Consider the following 16,001-nt stretch of genomic DNA (forward strand, 5'->3'; position numbering starts at 1 on the left):
GCCCTGTGCGGCATTGCCCCGGCCCCTGCGATCGTCCAGACTGCGACGCCACGGGTTTCGGAGGGAAAGGGACGGGAAGCTTGGCTGAGGATGTGAAGGAGAAGGTTGCTGTCAATCGCAGGAATGCGACCGAGGCCGTGTTCGAGGATCTGCGCGGAGCGATCCTGTCCGGGCGCATCCCGGTAGGCAGCCGTCTGCCCTCCGAGGAAAAGCTGGCCCTGAATTACGGCGTCAGCCGTCCGATGATCCGCGAGGCGATGCGGTCCTTGCAGACCCTTGGCCTGACCCGCAGCCGGACGGGCAGCGGCAGCTATGTCATCTCGGCGCAGCAGGTCAGCGAACTGGCTTATGGAGAGCTTTCCGCCCGCGATCTGGTCGAGGCCCGCCCCTTTATCGAAATCCCGGCTGCGGGTTGGGCCGCGCTGCGGCGTGACGATGCGACGCTGGCCAAGCTGGTCGTGCTGTGCGACCGGATGGATGCTGAAACGGATTCCCTGACCTGGGTGCGGCTGGATTCCGATTTTCACTGCCTGATCGCCGAAGCCTCGCAGAACGCGCTGTTCGCCCGTGTCGTCACCCAATCGCGGCAGGCGATGATGCGCCAGTCCGAACTGGTGAACCTGATGGCAGACCGCCGGATTTCATCGAACCGCGAACACCGCCTGATTGCCGAGGCGATTGCCGCGGGCTCGGAAATGGCGGCCCGCGATGCCATGCAGCAGCATCTGGCACAGGTCGAACAGGCGATGACGTGGATCGCGTCCTCGCCGCCGCCGGTCGGCAGCTAGGAAAGCGCCAGATCCGCCCCCAGAAAGCCTAGCGTCATGGCCACGACCAGAAGTGCGCCGACGATCCGGGGTGGGGCGGGCAAGGGCAGGTCGAACCAGCGACACCCCGATCCGATCAGGAATCCCAGCAGCAGTCCTCCGAATGTCTGGGTCATGGCTGGGTTCCGCTTTCGCCGGTGGGACCACCGCAAAGCGGACGGGTGCTGTTGGCGCGATGCGCCGCCAGCCGGTCGGTCAGGACATAGCCCAGCGTCATGGCAAGGACCAGAAGCGCACCGATCAGCACGGGCGGCGCGGGCAACGGGATGCCCGCAACCCGGCAGGCGATGCCGATGGTCAGGGCAAGCAACAGGCCGATGACGGTCCGGATCATGTCGCGGTCTCCTTTGCCAAGGGCGCGGCACGCGTCTCGGCGGTGCGGGGCGCAAGGTAGTGGCGGATTTCGGGGGCACGCATGCCGCGATGAAAGGCCTGGGCACGGGTGTGGTTCTGCACGTCATGCTGGGTGTGGCGCTGATGCTGGCGCAGGTGCTCCGCCCAGCTGGGCAGAAAGAACCACTCGATCCAGTTCCGGGGCGAGGCCGCATCCTGATAGACCCCCCAGTCATGCGCGCCGTCGCGGTAGCGCTCGCCCGACAGGTCCGACATGGCGGACAGGAAATCCTCGGCCTCCTCAGGTTCGATCTCATAGGTGATGGTGATGAGGACCGGGCCGCGATCGGCGCTGTCGGCAGGATCGCCCTCGGTCTGGGGGTCGGGCCAGTTTGCTGCGGGGGTCAGGTCGCGCCCCTGCCCCTGCCCCAGCCGTGCGTGCCAGGTCAGCGGTATCGCCGCGACCAGCCCCGCTGCCGCCAGAAGCAGCGCAAAGCGGGTCGAGGTCATCCCTGCTACCTGCCCCCAGATGGTCGAACCCGCCGCCATGCAGCCATAGAACACCATCAGCGCAATCGACAGCCCGCGTGCCCGGACCCAGTTCGGCAGCGCCATCTGGGCCGAGACGTTCAGGCTGGTCAGCACCGCGATCCAGCCGAGACCACCGATGAATGCCGCGATGATCGCAAGTCCGCGACTGGCGGCAAGGCTTAGCAGCGCCATGGCCAGCGCGGTCGCGATCGTGCCTGCGGCGGTCAGCCCGTTCATGCCGAAATGGGCGCGCAGGCTGGGAAGGACCAGCGCACCGGTGACGGCACCCGTGCCGATCGCGGTCAGAACCAGCCCGTAAAGCGTGGCCCCTCCGCCCGGGACGCCGCGCGCCAGCAGCGGCACGAGGGCCCAATAGGCGCTGGCGAAACTGAAGAAGGCAAAGGATCGCAGCAACGTCGCCTTGAGCGCGTCGTTATGCAGCGCGTGGCGGAAGCCGGTCAGCATGGCGCCAAAGATCGGCTCGGGCGGCAGGCGCGAAGGCTCGGCCGGGGGCGGTTTCCACAGGATCAGCGCCGTGACGATGACGATTGTACTGGCTGCGTTCACAAAGAACGGCGCAGACAGTCCGACGGCGGTGATGAGCAGCCCGGCCAGCGCAGGACCAATGGCACGGCTGATATTCACCCCCAGTGAGTTCAGTGCCACCGCCGGCGACAGCGTCTCGCGCGGGACCAGCGCGGGCACTATCGATTGCCATGCCGGCGCGATGAAGGCCGCCCCGGTGCCGACCACAAAGGTAAAGACCAGCAGAAGCTGCGGCGTCATCCGCCCCCACATCGTGACCAGCGCCATCAGCGTGACGACCATGCCCAGCAGGATGTTGACCGTGATCAGGTAGCGCCGCTTGTCGACGCGGTCGGCCAGCGCGCCTGCCAGCAGCACGAACAGAAACACCGGAACCGTGGTCGTGGCCGAGACCAGCGCCACCATGCCCGGCGACGGGCTAAGCTCTGTCATCAGCCAGCCCGAGCCGACATCGTTCATCCATGTCCCGATATTCGAGATCAGCGTCGCCGTCCAAAGCAGCGCAAAGGCCTTGTGCCGCAGCGGACTCCAGGCTGATTGCTGGTTCTGCGCCACGAGTTTCGGGATTTCCTGCATGCCCACCCGCCCTTTCGTCAGATCGCAAAACACGAGCAACCCAAGGCGCCCCAGAACCGACCAGCGTGGCGGACAGGCACCTTGTTGTTCCAGGCAATGCTATGGTCGTGAGCATGAAGAGCGCAAGCATTCCGGCACTCTGAATGGCACGACGGGATGTCGCAGTCTCCCGGCGCGGCCATCGCTGCGGGACGCTGGCCGGGGCTGGGAAGGTGTCCCACCGGGCTCCAATCCGGACTGGCGGGGGGCAGCGGTGGGGCCAGGCCCGCAAAACCACCCTCGCCGTAAACCACCTTGCCCGCCAGCATGGTCAGGACCGAGCGGATGCCGCGGATCTGGTCGTCGGGCACGCGCATGTAGTCCGTGGAAAGTACTGCAAGATCGGCATGAAAACCTTTGGTAATTCGACCTTTTTCGCCAGATTCTCCGGAAAACCAGCTTGAGCCTTCGGTCCAGATCCTTAGGGCGGTTTCCCGGTCCAGCAGCGCGTTTTCCTCGGTCATCTGCAATCCGCCCAGACTGCGCCCTGTGGTCAGCCAGTGCAGCGCGACCCATGGATCGTAGGACGCCACGCGGGTCGCATCGGTGCCGCCGCCGACCGGCACACCCTCGGCCAGCATGCGGGCGACGGGCGGCGTGGCGCGGGCGGCCTCGATGCCGTAGCGGGCGGCGAAATACTCGCCCTGAAAGGCCATGCGGTGCTGGATGGCGATGCCGCCGCCAAGGGCGCGGATGCGCTCGATATTGCGGGGGGTGATGGTTTCGGCATGGTCGATGATGAAGCGCTGGCGAAAGGGCGTGCGCCCGTTCACCCGCTCAAACACCGTCAGGAAGCGGTCGATCGTCTCGTCATAGGTGGCATGGATGCGGAAGGGCCAGTCGTTCGTCGCCAGCAATTCGACGATGCGCTCCAGCTCGGCCTCCATATGGGGACCGGGTTCGGGGCGGGGTTCAAGGAAATTTTCAAAATCGGCGGCGGACCATGTCAGGTTCTCGCCCGCGCCATTCATCCGCAGCAGGTCGGAACCTGCGCCCGGTTCGGTCATCGCGATCCAGCGTTCGTAATCGGACAGCTCGCTGCCCGGCTTTTGCGCGAACAGGTTATAGGCCAGCCGCAGGGTCAGCTGGCCTGAGCTGTCCAGATGACGGATGACCTCGTAATCCTCGGGATAGTTCTGGCCGCCACCGCCCGCGTCGATGACGCTGGTGATGCCAAGACGGTTCAGCTCTCGCATGAAATGCCGGGTCGAGTTGATCTGGTCCTGAAGCGGCAGCTTTGGTCCCTGCGCCAGCGTCGAGTAAAGGATCAGCGCCGAGGGTTTGGCCAGCAGCATCCCGGTCGGATTGCCGCGCGCGTCGCGTTCGATCACACCGCCGGGCGGGTTCGGGGTGTCGGGGCCGATGCCCAGCACCCGCAACGCCGCCCGGTTCAGAAGCGCACGGGCGTAAAGATGCAGCACAAACACCGGCGTGTCAGGCGCGGCGGCGTTGATTTCGTCCAGACTGGGCATGCGGCGTTCGGCAAACTGGAATTCGGACCAGCCGCCGATCACTCGCACCCATTGCGGCGCAGGCGTGCGCGCCGCCTGCTCGCGCAGCATCCGCAAGGCATCGGCCAGCGACGGCACATTTTCCCAGCGCAGCTCCATGTTGTAGCTAAGACCGCCCCGGATCAGGTGGGTATGGCTGTCGTTCAAGCCCGGAATGACCCGTCGCCCGGCCAGTTCGATGACCTGCGTCTGATCGTCCTTCAGCCGCATGATGTCGCGATTGCTTCCGACCGCGGCAATCCGGCCACCCGAGATGGCAAGCGCTTCGGCCTCGGGGCAGGCGGAATCAAGCGTCGTGATGCGGCCGTCGGTCAGGATCGTGTCAATCATGCTTGCGCTTTCATCGATGAGTTGGGCGCCGCGCCCGGCGGAAGGCTTGGGGAAGCCGGGCGCGGCGTAACCGGTTACTCGGCGGCCTGAGGCGACAGCGCGGCCGGCACCGGAGCAAGGCGCGGGCCATGGGCCACGCGCTCGGGGGCCTTGTGGACCATGGTATAGGCGTAATCGACGCCCATGCCGTAGGCCCCGGAATGTTCGCGGACCAGCGCCATCACCGCGTCATAGGTGTCGCGCCGTGCCCAGTCGCGCTGCCATTCCAGCAGCACCTGCTGCCATGTCATCGGGACCACCCCCGCCTGAATCATGCGCTGCATCGAATAGTCATGCGCCTCGCGCGAGGTCCCGCCCGAGGCATCGGCGACCATGTAGATCTCGTATCCGCCCTCAAGCATGGCCGACAGCGCGAAGGTATTGTTGCAGACTTCGGTCCAAAGCCCCGAGACCACGACCTTGCGCCGTCCGGCCTGTTCCAGCGCATCGCGCACTTTCTGGTCGTCCCATGAGTTCATCGAGCTGCGTTCCAGCAGCGGATGATCGGGAAATACCTCCAGAAGCTCGGGATAGGTGTGGCCGGAAAAGGCTTCGGTCTCGACCGAGGTGATGGTGGTCGGGATGTTGAAGATCTTGGCGGCCTTGGCCAGCGCGACGGTGTTATTCTTCAGCACCTGCCGGTCGATCGACTGCACCCCGAAGGCCATTTGCGGCTGATGGTCGATAAAGATCATCTGGCAGTTTTCGGGGGTCAGCAGTTCAAGCTTGTCGTTCATTGCGATGCTCCCTTGGGTTCGGCGGATCAAAGCGAGGAAATGAAGGCCAGCACGTCGTGGTTGAACTGTTCGGGCTCGGTCTCGGCCAGCCCATGCGAGCCGCCGGGATAGACTTTCAGCGTTCCCTTGGCGGTCAGCTTCACCGCCTTTTCCGCCGCGGCACCAATGGGCACGATCTGGTCGTCGTCGCCGTGGATGAACAGGACCGGGACGTCGATCTTTTTCAGGTCGTCAGTGTAGTCGACTTCCGAAAATTCGTGGATGCAATCGTACAGGCCCTTGATCCCCCCGGCCATGCCCTGCAGCCAGAAGGCGTCCTGCAGGCCCTGACTGACCGTCGCCCCTTCGCGGTTGTGGCTGTAGAACGGCACCGCCAGATCCTTGAAGAACTGCGAGCGGTTGCTGGCCACGCCCGCGCGGATGCTGTCGAAGACGTCGATCGGCAGGCCCTCGGGGTTGGCCTGGGTTTTTGCCATCAGCGGCGGAACCGCGCCTGCCAGCACGACGGCCGCGACACGGGCGGTGCCATGGCGGCCAAGGTAATGCGCTAGCTCACCGCCGCCGGTGGAATGGCCGATCAGGATCGCGTCCTTCAGATCCAGCGCCTCGATCAGGTCGTGCAGATCGTCGGCATAGCGGTCCATGTTGTTGCCATCCCAGACCTGCTGCGAGCGGCCATGGCTGCGCCGGTCATGGGCGATGACGCGATAGCCCTTCTGACCAAAGAACAGCATCTGCGTTTCCCAGGCATCGGCGCTGAGCGGCCAGCCATGCGAGAACAGGATGGGACGGCCCTGCCCCTGATCCTTGTAAAAGATCTGCACGCCGTCCGAAGTGGTGATGTAGCTCATGGTCAGGCTCCGTTTTCAGTGACATGGGGGCGGCCAAAAGCCGTCCCCGTTCGCCACGAAAAGCGCCCCTGCCCCGGCCGTCCGCCGGATTGCAGTAGCCTGACGGCCCGAGAAGACATTGCGGGGGCGCAATCGTAACTTGCCGCTGATCCTAGCCCCGGATCACCCCCGCGATCTTGCAAGCTCGTGCTGCGCGTTTCACGATCGTCGCGCAGGAAAACGGCGCGCCTTGGCGCGCCGCAATTCGTTCACAGGATGAAGTCGCTGGCCGAAAGCGTCATCCGATCGTCGAGCAGGATCGAGAAATCGGCCACCCGGTCCCCGTTCACATCGCCCGAAATCAGCGTACCGCCGCTGACCGCCCGCGCCGAGACCTGACCCGCCTGACCCGTAAACCCGGCATTGCCGATATAGGTAAAGGCCTGTTCGCCCGTGCGGTTCGTATTGGCGTCGATCGCGCTCAGGTCGATGCGATCATGCTGGCTGCGGCTGAAATCGGTGATGATATCGCGCCCGCCCGAGGCAACGGTGGACTCGGTCCTTGCGGTAAAGACGAAGGTATCCGCCCCGGCACCGCCGGCCATCCGGTCTGCCCCGGCCCCACCGATCAGACGGTCCGCGCCTGCGGCACCGTTCAGGATATCGTTGCCGATCCCGCCCAGCAGCACGTCGTTCCCGCTGCCGCCGTTGATATTGTCATTGCCGGAAAGGCCATTCAGACGGTTGTTGCCGGCATTGCCGGTCATGACATTCGCAAGACCGTTTCCGGTGCCCGACAGGTTGCCGCTGCCATTCATGGCGAGGTTCTCGACATTCGCCGTCAGCGTGTAATTGACCGAAATCTGCGCCCGGTCCGTGCCCTCATTGGCATATTCGGTGACGTTGTCCGACCCGTCGAGGATGTAGAATTCGTCGTTGCCCGACCCGCCATACATCCGGTCGTTGCCAGCGCCACCCGAAATCGAGTCATTGCCAGCGCCGCCATAGATCAGGTCATTCCCGGCATAGCCGATCAGGGCGTCGTTCCCGCCAAAGCCCGCGATGTTGTCGGCATAGTCCGAGCCATAGACGATATCCGACCCGCGCGCGATATAGGCGATCAGCCCATCGGCATTTCCGGCATTGATCGCATCGAAGGCCGTCGCCGCATCGACTGAGAAATTGTAAGCCTCTCCAAGCAGAGTATTGCCGTAATATTCGGCATAACCTGTCAACGTCCCATAGACGTTCCCATAGGAATCATAGCTGAAATTTCCATAATACTCATAAGTATGGGAACCGACCTGAATGACGATCGCGTCATAACCGGCCCAAGTGACAGTCCCGTAAGACGTGCCGACACCCCACATCCTCATACCTACGTAAGCGTCGAAAACGGCCATCGCCCAATCTCCATTGCAATCGTTAAAAACGAACACTCGTCACGCGGAGGCATGGTGGCGATCGGGGGAAATTCCCAGCCAGCGCCCATGCATCTTTTGTCGACACAAATTCGCTGATGGCGGAAGCCGATGATCTCGTCAACGGGATTTGTTAACAGATAGTTAACGACGCCGTCTCTCGCGGCGCGACAGCCTGTCTGGCCTTACCGCACGCGGTCGCGCCAGCGCCCCGGCGACATGCCCTCGATGCGGCCAAAGACGCGGGTGAAATGGCTCTGGTCCGAGAAGCCGCAGGTCAGGGCGACCTCGACCAGCGACAGGTCCGTGGTGGCCAGCAACCGACGGGCGCGTTCAATGCGCTGGTTCAGCAGCCATTGATAGGGCGTCACCCCGGTAGAATCGCGAAAAGCGCGGAAAAAGCCGTGGCGGGACAGGTTCAGCGCCTCGGCAATATCGGCGATCGAGACCTTGTCCCCCTCGCCCGACATCAGCATGTCCTGCGCGCGGCGGATCATCACCGGGGCCAGCGCGCAAAGCCGGTCGCTGTCCGAACCGCCATCCGTTCGATACTGGTGCAGCAGATGCGCGCCGATTGTGGTCGCCAGCTGCTCGATGAACAGCGGATCAAAGGACTCGGGCGCGGCCAGCGCGGGCAACAGGGCCTGAGCCAGATGACGCAGGATCTGGTCCTCGCGGCCCTGAACGCGCGACAGGGTTTGACCCTTGCCGCGGGCGCTGATCCGCTCGGCATCCTCGATGAAATTGCGCGACAGCTCGATCAGGAAGAAATCGAAATGGCCGTCCATTGTCGCGGCGTAGTCGCTGTCGAAATCGCGGATATAGATGTCGCCCCGGTCGAACAGCCGGTCCTGCACCCGCCCGCCTTCGCCGCCCTTGCGGCGATGGCCATCGACCAACGAGATCCCGACCAGCAACCCACGCTCCTGCGCGGGCGTTGCGACCGTGCTGCGATGCAGTCCCGGCGCGGCCTTACGGCGAAAGACGATCTCGCCGGTGCAAAGCACATGATCGGCGGACAGGGCCGTGGTGGCGCAGCCCAGCGAATCCATGGTCTTGACGCCTCGTTCCATCGACTGAAGCTGAGCACTCATCCTGTAGCCTTTCCTTGCGATCCGTCTGGCGCGAGGTTCTTCGGTTTACAACTTGTGGGTGTTGTCGTTCCCGTTTGGGAGAGCTTGAATATTAATGCGCCGCATTTCGCGATCCTTGTCTTTCTAGACCTTGGTATAGTGACCGGGATTCTGGCTAATGTTTGTGCGGTCTGCGTGAAACTTCGGCACAGGCGGGTGATATTTGCGGATGTGACGGGCGCAGCATTGCTGACGGCCTCATCCGGTGCGATCTGGGCCGCAGGAAGCGGCGGAAGGGATCATGGAAAAACGCCTGTCGATCATCGTCATCGAAGAGGATGCCCTGCGTGCCGAAACCATCGTCGATGGGCTGCGCGAGGCCGGAGACCATGACATCCGTGTGCTGGCCGAGGTCGCGGGCCTTGCCCGCCATATCGCCGAGTTCCACCCCGATATCGTGCTGATCGATCTGGCCAACCCCTCGCGCGACATGCTTGAGGATCTGGCGCTGGCCTCAAGCCCGACCGAAAGACCGGTGGCGATGTTCGTCGACCGCTCGGACGAAGGGCTGACCCGCGCCGCGATCGAGGCCGGCATTTCTGCCTATGTCGTGGACGGGCTGCGGCAGGACCGGATCAAGCCGGTGCTGGATGCGGCCATCGCGCGGTTCCACATGTTCCAGCGCATGCGGGCCGAACTGGCCGCGACCCGTGCCGCCCTTGAGGAACGCAAGTTGATCGACCGCGCCAAGGCCATCCTGATGAAGGCCCGCGACATCGACGAAGAGGCCGCCTATGCGCTGCTGCGCAAGACGGCGATGGATCAGGGCAAGCGCATGGGCGACATCGCCCAGCAACTGGTGATGGCGGCGGGGCTTCTGTCATGCCGCTGACGCCGATCCGACTGGGCTATCTGCCGCTGATCGACGCGGCCCCGCTGATCGTGGCGCAGGAGCTGGGCTTTGCGTCCGAGGAAGGCCTGTCACTGGACCTGATCCGCCTGAACTCATGGGCGCAAAGCCGCGACATGCTGGGCGCGGGTCTGATCGAGGCCGCCCATATGCTGGCCCCAATGCCCGTCGCACAAGCGATGGGGCTTGGCCCTGCCCTGCCGCCCAGCGATCTGGTCATGGTGTTGTCGCAGGGCGGTCAGGCGATCGCCGTCAGCCCCGAACTGGCCGAGGCTTTGCGTCTCGGGGGCCATGACTTTGCCTTTTCCGATGCCATGGCCGCAGGTCGCGCCCTGCGCGCCGCAGTGAACAAACCCCTGCGCATCGGCGTGCCCTTCCTGTTTTCGACCCAGCACGAACTTGTGCGCCACTGGCTGCATCATTCCGGCTTTGGCGACGATATCTCGGTCGTGACCGTCCCACCGCCGAACATGGCCGAGGCCATGGCGGCAGGCGAGGTCGACCTGTTCTGCGTGGGTGAGCCCTGGGCATCCTTCGCGGTGGAAAATGGCATTGCCTCGCTGATCTTGCCTGGCATCGCGATCTGGGCGGCCCCGCCGGAAAAGGGGCTGGTGCTGAACCACACCTTTGTCGAGGGTCAGCCGGACCTGACTGGCCGCCTGATGCGGGCGATCTGGCGTGCGGGGCGCTGGCTGGACATGCCCGAGCATCGCGGCAGCGCGGCCGAGATCCTTTCCCGTCCCGAATATCTGAAACTGCCTTCGGAACTGGCCGAGCGCGGCCTGACCGGGCGGATGATGGTGTCGCCCATGGGCGAAATGCGCGACGCGCCCGGCTTTATCGCGTTCAATGCGGGATCGGCCAGCTATCCTTGGCGCAGCCTTGCCGCCTTCTTTGCCGACCGGATCGCGCGACGGCATGGCCGCGACCCAGTCGAGGCAATGCGCCGCGCCATGGCGGTCTATCGCACCGACCTTTATCGCCAGCACCTGCGCGAGGCTGGGGCCGAGCTACCCGGCGCTTCGGCCCGGCTGGAGGGCGCGCTGGCCACGGACCTGCATGTCCCGGCCGAGCGTGGGCAGATGATTCTGCGTCGCGACGCGTTCTTTGACGGCACCACATTCGAGCCTCCATTCGCGATCTGAGCGAAATCCGGGCATTTTGCGCCCGCAGCGAAGCAATGCCGCCGTATCGCGCAGCAGCAGCATTCCGACACGGCGAAAATCCATCACGACAGTTGAGTGACAGGCCCGGCACGGGCAATGTGATCCTACGGCCCGGCGCAACGGCGCGACCAGGCCAGCTCGCAATGATGCGGCATGATCCCGCGAGGATGCGGAATCTTGCGAAAGCGTGCGATCCGAACCGCTGAGGTTCCGCGAGCATCGTTTTCCGACAGCAGACGCTTTTCAGTCAACGCCATCGGAGCATCCCATGACCATGTCCCCCTCGTCCGAGGCAAATCGCGCCCTCGGCCTGTCCACCTTCGCCTTTGTAATCTGCTTTGCCGTCTGGACGATTTTTGCCATCATCGGCATCCAGATCCGCGAACAGCTTTCCCTGACTGAAACCCAGTTCGGTCTGCTGATCGGCATGCCCGTCCTGACCGGATCGCTGGTCCGCATCGTGCTGGGGGTGCTGACCGACCGCCTTGGCGGACGCGTCGTCTATACCCTGACCATGCTGGCTGCCGCATTGGCGACCTTCCTGCTGGGCTGGGCCCAGACCTATAACCAGATGCTGCTGGCCGCGCTTGGCGTCGGCCTTGCGGGCGGATCATTCGCCGTCGGCGTCGCCTATGTCTCGCGCTTCTACTCATCGGCGAAACAGGGCACGGCGCTTGGCATCTTTGGTGTCGGCAATGTCGGCGCGGCCGTGACCAAATTCGTCGCGCCCTTCGTCATGGTGGCCTATGGCTGGCAAGCGACGGCGCAGATCTGGGCTGCCGTTCTGGCGCTGACCGCGATCCTGTTCTGGGTCTTCAGCAAGGACGACCCGGTCACCATCCAGCGTCGCGGCGCATCGGCCCCGCTGCGCAGCCTGAAAGCCGAGTTCGCGCCGCTGAAGAACGTGCAGGTCTGGCGCTTCGCGGCCTATTACTTCTTCAGCTTCGGCGCCTTTGTCGCGCTGGCTTTGTGGCTGCCGCGCTACCTGATCGGGGTCTATGGCTTCGATATCAAGACCGCTGGCATGATCGGCGCGGCCTATTCCATCCCGGCCTCGATCTTCCGCGCCTATGGCGGGGTGCTGTCGGACCGCATCGGTGCGCGCACGGTGATGTACTGGACGCTGATCGTGTCGCTGGCCGCCACTGCGATCCTAGCAATCCCCTCGGGCGTCTCGACCCCGGTATTCCTGGTGGTGATCTTTGTCCTTGGCTTCTTCATGAGCCTCGGCAAGGCCGCCGTCTTTAAGCACATCCCCACCTATTACCCCCAGAATGTCGGCGCAGTCGGCGGTCTGGTCGGCATGATCGGCGGCCTTGGCGGGTTCTTCCTGCCGCTGCTCTTTGGCTGGCTTAAGGACACGACGGGACTGTGGTCCAGCTGCTTTGCCGTCCTGTTCCTGCTGGTCGCCGGTTGCCTGATCTGGATGCACGTCTCGATCCGCCGCCTGAACCGCGCCCCTGCCCTGCAAACCGCCTGAAAGGAACCCCAGCCATGAAAAAGAAGCTAGTGGTCATTGGCGCCGGGATGGCTTCGGGCCGGATGTTCGAACAGCTGTTCGATGCTGCCCCCGACGCCTACGAAGTAACCCTGTTCAACGGTGAGCCGCGCGGCAACTACAACCGCCTGATGCTGTCCCCGGTCCTGTCGGGCGAGAAAACCTACGAAGACATCGTCACCCATGACGATGACTGGTATCGCGCAAACGGCGTCGATTGCCGCTTTGGCGAGCCGGTGGTCAAGATCGACCGCAAGAACCGCATCGTCTATTCGAACAAGGGCGGCGCGCCCTATGACGCGCTGGTCATCGCCACCGGCTCGGCCCCGTTCATCATCCCGGTTGTGGGCAAGGAACTGCCCGGCGTCGTCACCTATCGCGACCTCGAAGATACCCATGCGATGATCGATGCGGGTGTGGCGGGCAAGGATGCCGTGGTGATCGGCGGCGGTCTGCTGGGGCTGGAAGCGGCCGCCGGTATGGCCGCACGCGGTGCGAAAGTCACCGTGATCCACATCATGGGCCACCTGATGGAGCGTCAGCTGGATCCCGCCGCAGGTTACCTGCTGCAAAAGGATCTGGAGAAACGCGGCATCACCGTCCATTGCAAGGGCGCGACCAAGGCGATCATGGGCCATGACCGCGCCGAGGCCGTGCTGCTGGAGGACGGCACCGTCTATCCCGCCGATCTGGTCTGCATGGCCGTCGGCATCCGCCCGGAAACGCGCCTTGCCAATGACGCCCATCTGGAGGTTGAACGCGGCATTGTCGTCGATGACGCCATGCGCACCAGCGATCCGCATATCTTCGCGCTTGGTGAATGTGTCGAACACCGCAAGCAGCTGTTCGGTCTGGTCGCGCCACTTTACGACCAAGCCAAGGTGCTGGCGAAAACCCTGCTGGACCAAGCCGCCGAATTCGTCCCGGTCCAGACCGCGACCAAGCTGAAGGTCACCGGCTGCGACCTGTTCAGCGCCGGGGATTTTGCCGAGGGCGAGGGCCGCGAAGACATCGTCTTCCGCGATCCGGGCCGCGGTATCTACAAGCGCCTCGTCCTGCAGGACAACCGCATCATCGGCGTCGTCATGTATGGCGAGACCGGCGACGGCAACTGGTTCTATGGGCTGATGAAGGACGGCACCGACATCAGCGAGATGCGCGAGACCCTGATCTTTGGCCCGGCCTTCCAGGGAGGGTCCAAGCTGGACCCTATGGCGGCCGTTGCAGCCTTGCCGCCTGAGGCAGAGATCTGCGGTTGCAACGGCGTTTCCAAGGGCGTGATCATGGATGCGGTGGCGGGCGGGGCCTGCACGCTGGATCAGATGCGCGCCTGCACCAAGGCCAGCGCCTCTTGCGGCACCTGCACCGGGCTGGTGCAGCAGGTCATGGCATTCGCTCTGGGTGGCGAGGTGAATGAAGCGCCCGCCGGCATGTGCAAATGCTCTGACCACACGCATGAGGACGTGCGCCGCCTGATCAAGGTCATGGGGCTGAAATCCATCCCCGCCGTCATGCAGGAACTGGGCTGGAAAACCGTCGGCGGCTGTCATTCCTGCCGTCCGGCCCTGAACTACTATCTGCTGGCCGAATATCCGCTGGAATACAAGGACGACCGCCAGTCGCGTTTCGTCAACGAACGCAACCACGCCAATATCCAGAAGGACGGCACCTATTCCGTCGTGCCGCGCATGTGGGGCGGGGTGACGACGCCGGCCGAGCTGCGCGCCATTGCGGACGCTGCCGACAAATACAACGTGCCGATGGTCAAGGTGACCGGCGGCCAGCGCATCGACCTTCTGGGCGTGCGCAAGGAAGACCTGCCACATATGTGGGCCGATCTGAATGCCGCAGGAATGGTGTCGGGCGCGGCCTATTCCAAAGGCCTGCGCACGGTCAAAACCTGCGTCGGCAAGGAGTTCTGCCGCGTCGGCACCCAGGATTCGACCGGCTTGGGCATCAAGCTGGAAAAGCTCATGTGGGGGTCGTGGACACCGCACAAGCTGAAGCTGGGCGTCAGCGGCTGCCCGCGCAACTGCGCCGAGGCGACCTGCAAGGACATCGGCGTGGTCTGCGTCGACAGCGGCTACAACATTTCGATCGGCGGCGCGGCGGGGATGGAGGTCAAGGAAACCGAGCATCTGGCCTCGACCCCGTCCGAAGAGGAAACTATCCAGATCATCCTGGCCGTGACCCAGCTTTACCGCGAGAACGGCAAATATCTGGACCGGATCTGGAAGTGGATGGCCAAGGTCGGCCTTGACTGGATCAAGGCGCAGGTCGTCGATGATCTGGAAAACCGCCGTGCCTTGGTCGAACGCTTCGAGATCAGCCAGTCGGTCTATCGCACCGACCCCTGGGCCGAGCTTTCCACCCCCGCCGAGACGCCCAAATGGGGCCCCCTTGCAGACCTGACGCTGGAGGCAGCGGAATGACCACATTCGTCGATATCGGCGCGCTTTCGGATGTCCCCCAGCAGGGCGCGCGCGTCGTGAAAACCGTGCAGGGCTGCATCGCGGTATTCCGCACCGCAGATGACCGGGTCTTTGCCCTTGAGGACCGCTGCCCCCACAAGGGCGGCCCGCTTTCCGAGGGGATCGTGCATGGGACCTCGGTCACCTGTCCCCTGCATAACTGGGTCTTCGACATGAACTCGGGCGAGGCTCAGGGCGCTGACGAAGGCGCTGTCCGCACCTATCCGATCCGCGTCGAAAATGGCCGCATCCTGATCAGTGCCGAATTGATGGCCCGCCGGGCAGCCTGAGGGGTCACATCATGTCCTATGTCAATCCATCTGATTTCGCTAAGAAAATGGTCGATGCTGGTGAGGCCAAGGTCTTCATGTCGACCCGTGACACGCTGATCCGCGCCTATATGGCGGGGGCGATCCTGGCGCTGGCGGCCGCATTCGCCGTCACCGTCACGGTCAATACCGGCGATCCGCTGATCGGTGCGCTGCTTTTCCCGGTCGGGTTCTGCATGCTATACCTTCTGGGCTTCGATCTGTTGACCGGGGTCTTCACCTTGGTGCCGCTGGCGCTGATCGACAAGCGCCGGGGCGTGACGCCGAAGGGCCTTCTGCGCAACTGGGGGTTGGTATTCGCCGGCAATTTCGGCGGCGCCTTCACCGTCGCATTGTTCATGGCGATCATCGTGACCTTCGGCTTCTCCGAGGCTCCGAACGCCGTCGGCGAAAAGATCGGCCATATCGGCGAGGGCCGGACGCTGGGCTATGCGGCGCATGGCGCGGCGGGGATGCTGACGCTGTTTGTCCGCGCCGTCATGTGCAACTGGATGGTCTCGACCGGGGTCGTGGCCGCGATGATGTCCACCAGTGTTTCCGGCAAGATCATGGCGATGTGGATGCCGATCCTCGTCTTCTTCTACATGGGCTTCGAACATTCCATCGTGAACATGTTCCTGTTCCCGGCGGGGCTTTTGCTGGGCGGCCAGTTCACCATCATGGACTATCTGATCTGGAACGAGATCCCGACCGTGCTGGGCAATATGGTCGGCGGCATCACCTTTGTCGGTGCGGTGATCTATGCCACCCACCACAAGACTTCGCCCGAACGCCAGCGCAATGCCGACGAGGCTCAGCCCGTCGCGGTTCCCGCCGAGTAGAGCCAAGGACCAT

15 protein-coding genes are annotated in these 16,001 nt (G+C 63.9%); 7 read left to right on the forward strand and 8 right to left on the reverse strand.

Annotated elements, in window-relative coordinates:
- Nucleotides 1-80: 80 nt before the first annotated feature.
- On the forward strand, nt 81-788 hold the full coding sequence (locus IB235_RS18415; RefSeq protein WP_225612467.1) for a FadR/GntR family transcriptional regulator: 708 nt from the start codon (nt 81-83) through the stop codon (nt 786-788).
- Here the strand turns inward: IB235_RS18415 and IB235_RS18420 are convergent.
- The 8 genes from IB235_RS18420 to IB235_RS18455 form a co-directional block, all read right to left on the reverse strand.
- On the reverse strand, nt 785-943 hold the full coding sequence (locus tag IB235_RS18420) for a DUF1427 family protein (RefSeq protein WP_155040058.1): 159 nt from the start codon (nt 941-943) through the stop codon (nt 785-787). The genes IB235_RS18415 and IB235_RS18420 overlap by 4 nt on opposite strands.
- Nucleotides 940-1,161: a DUF1427 family protein gene (locus IB235_RS18425; RefSeq protein WP_192337940.1), complete on the reverse strand. Its 222-nt coding sequence runs from the start codon at nt 1,159-1,161 to the stop codon at nt 940-942. Before IB235_RS18425 ends, IB235_RS18420 begins: the two co-directional genes overlap by 4 nt.
- Entirely contained in the window at nt 1,158-2,813 is a 1,656-nt protein-coding gene (locus IB235_RS18430; RefSeq protein WP_192337941.1) for an MFS transporter, read from the reverse strand. The genes IB235_RS18425 and IB235_RS18430 overlap by 4 nt, the downstream gene beginning before the upstream one ends.
- Nucleotides 2,814-2,830: 17 nt before the next feature.
- Entirely contained in the window at nt 2,831-4,693 is a 1,863-nt protein-coding gene (locus IB235_RS18435; protein ID WP_192337942.1) for an amidohydrolase, read from the reverse strand.
- A gap of 74 nt (nt 4,694-4,767) precedes the next feature.
- A complete protein-coding gene (locus IB235_RS18440) occupies nt 4,768-5,469 on the reverse strand; it encodes a hydrolase (protein ID WP_192337943.1) in 702 nt (233 codons plus the stop codon).
- Between the two features lie 26 nt (nt 5,470-5,495).
- Nucleotides 5,496-6,320, reverse strand: coding sequence for an alpha/beta fold hydrolase (locus IB235_RS18445; RefSeq protein ID WP_192337944.1), 825 nt, complete (start codon nt 6,318-6,320; stop codon nt 5,496-5,498).
- Nucleotides 6,321-6,568: 248 nt separating this feature from the next.
- Entirely contained in the window at nt 6,569-7,702 is a 1,134-nt protein-coding gene (locus IB235_RS18450) for a calcium-binding protein (RefSeq protein WP_192337945.1), read from the reverse strand.
- 203 nt (nt 7,703-7,905) lie between these two features.
- On the reverse strand, nt 7,906-8,814 hold the full coding sequence (locus tag IB235_RS18455; protein WP_192337946.1) for a helix-turn-helix domain-containing protein: 909 nt from the start codon (nt 8,812-8,814) through the stop codon (nt 7,906-7,908).
- 280 nt (nt 8,815-9,094) lie between these two features.
- Here IB235_RS18455 and IB235_RS18460 point away from each other — a divergent pair, with 280 nt between their 5' ends.
- The 6 genes from IB235_RS18460 to IB235_RS18485 all read left to right on the forward strand — a co-directional run bounded on the left by IB235_RS18460 (nt 9,095) and on the right by IB235_RS18485 (nt 15,988).
- Nucleotides 9,095-9,685 carry an ANTAR domain-containing response regulator gene (locus tag IB235_RS18460; protein WP_155040050.1) on the forward strand — a complete coding sequence of 197 codons (591 nt, stop codon included), beginning with the start codon at nt 9,095-9,097 and terminating at the stop codon, nt 9,683-9,685.
- The gene (locus tag IB235_RS18465; protein WP_192337947.1) at nt 9,676-10,848 is read left to right on the forward strand and encodes an ABC transporter substrate-binding protein; all 1,173 of its coding nucleotides are present in this window, start codon (nt 9,676-9,678) and stop codon (nt 10,846-10,848) included. The genes IB235_RS18460 and IB235_RS18465 overlap by 10 nt, the downstream gene beginning before the upstream one ends.
- 289 nt (nt 10,849-11,137) lie before the next feature.
- Nucleotides 11,138-12,349, forward strand: coding sequence for a nitrate/nitrite transporter (locus tag IB235_RS18470; RefSeq protein WP_192337948.1), 1,212 nt, complete (start codon nt 11,138-11,140; stop codon nt 12,347-12,349).
- Between the two features lie 14 nt (nt 12,350-12,363).
- A complete protein-coding gene (gene nirB, locus IB235_RS18475; RefSeq protein WP_192337949.1) occupies nt 12,364-14,799 on the forward strand; it encodes a nitrite reductase large subunit NirB in 2,436 nt (811 codons plus the stop codon).
- Nucleotides 14,796-15,128 carry a nitrite reductase small subunit NirD gene (nirD, locus tag IB235_RS18480; protein WP_155040046.1) on the forward strand — a complete coding sequence of 111 codons (333 nt, stop codon included), beginning with the start codon at nt 14,796-14,798 and terminating at the stop codon, nt 15,126-15,128. The genes nirB and nirD overlap by 4 nt, the downstream gene beginning before the upstream one ends.
- An 11-nt stretch (nt 15,129-15,139) precedes the next feature.
- Nucleotides 15,140-15,988, forward strand: a complete 849-nt coding sequence (locus tag IB235_RS18485) for a formate/nitrite transporter family protein (RefSeq protein ID WP_192337950.1) — start codon at nt 15,140-15,142, stop codon at nt 15,986-15,988.
- Nucleotides 15,989-16,001: the final 13 nt, after the last annotated feature.

The organism is Paracoccus sp. PAR01 (genome assembly GCF_014851995.1).
GTDB lineage: Bacteria > Pseudomonadota > Alphaproteobacteria > Rhodobacterales > Rhodobacteraceae > Paracoccus > Paracoccus litorisediminis.

What these genes read in the sequence shown, in the direction of transcription:
- IB235_RS18420 (WP_155040058.1), bottom strand. Translation starts at nt 943, where the DNA reads ATGACCCAGACATTCGGAGGACTGCTGCTGGGATTCCTGATCGGATCG.
- IB235_RS18425 (WP_192337940.1), bottom strand. Translation starts at nt 1,161, where the DNA reads ATGATCCGGACCGTCATCGGCCTGTTGCTTGCCCTGACCATCGGCATC.
- IB235_RS18430 (WP_192337941.1), bottom strand. Translation starts at nt 2,813, where the DNA reads ATGCAGGAAATCCCGAAACTCGTGGCGCAGAACCAGCAATCAGCCTGG.
- IB235_RS18435 (WP_192337942.1), bottom strand. Translation starts at nt 4,693, where the DNA reads ATGATTGACACGATCCTGACCGACGGCCGCATCACGACGCTTGATTCC.
- IB235_RS18440 (WP_192337943.1), bottom strand. Translation starts at nt 5,469, where the DNA reads ATGAACGACAAGCTTGAACTGCTGACCCCCGAAAACTGCCAGATGATC.
- IB235_RS18445 (WP_192337944.1), bottom strand. Translation starts at nt 6,320, where the DNA reads ATGAGCTACATCACCACTTCGGACGGCGTGCAGATCTTTTACAAGGAT.
- IB235_RS18450 (WP_192337945.1), bottom strand. Translation starts at nt 7,702, where the DNA reads ATGGCCGTTTTCGACGCTTACGTAGGTATGAGGATGTGGGGTGTCGGC.
- IB235_RS18455 (WP_192337946.1), bottom strand. Translation starts at nt 8,814, where the DNA reads ATGAGTGCTCAGCTTCAGTCGATGGAACGAGGCGTCAAGACCATGGAT.
- IB235_RS18460 (WP_155040050.1), top strand. Translation starts at nt 9,095, where the DNA reads ATGGAAAAACGCCTGTCGATCATCGTCATCGAAGAGGATGCCCTGCGT.
- IB235_RS18465 (WP_192337947.1), top strand. Translation starts at nt 9,676, where the DNA reads ATGCCGCTGACGCCGATCCGACTGGGCTATCTGCCGCTGATCGACGCG.
- IB235_RS18470 (WP_192337948.1), top strand. Translation starts at nt 11,138, where the DNA reads ATGACCATGTCCCCCTCGTCCGAGGCAAATCGCGCCCTCGGCCTGTCC.
- nirB (WP_192337949.1), top strand. Translation starts at nt 12,364, where the DNA reads ATGAAAAAGAAGCTAGTGGTCATTGGCGCCGGGATGGCTTCGGGCCGG.
- nirD (WP_155040046.1), top strand. Translation starts at nt 14,796, where the DNA reads ATGACCACATTCGTCGATATCGGCGCGCTTTCGGATGTCCCCCAGCAG.
- IB235_RS18485 (WP_192337950.1), top strand. Translation starts at nt 15,140, where the DNA reads ATGTCCTATGTCAATCCATCTGATTTCGCTAAGAAAATGGTCGATGCT.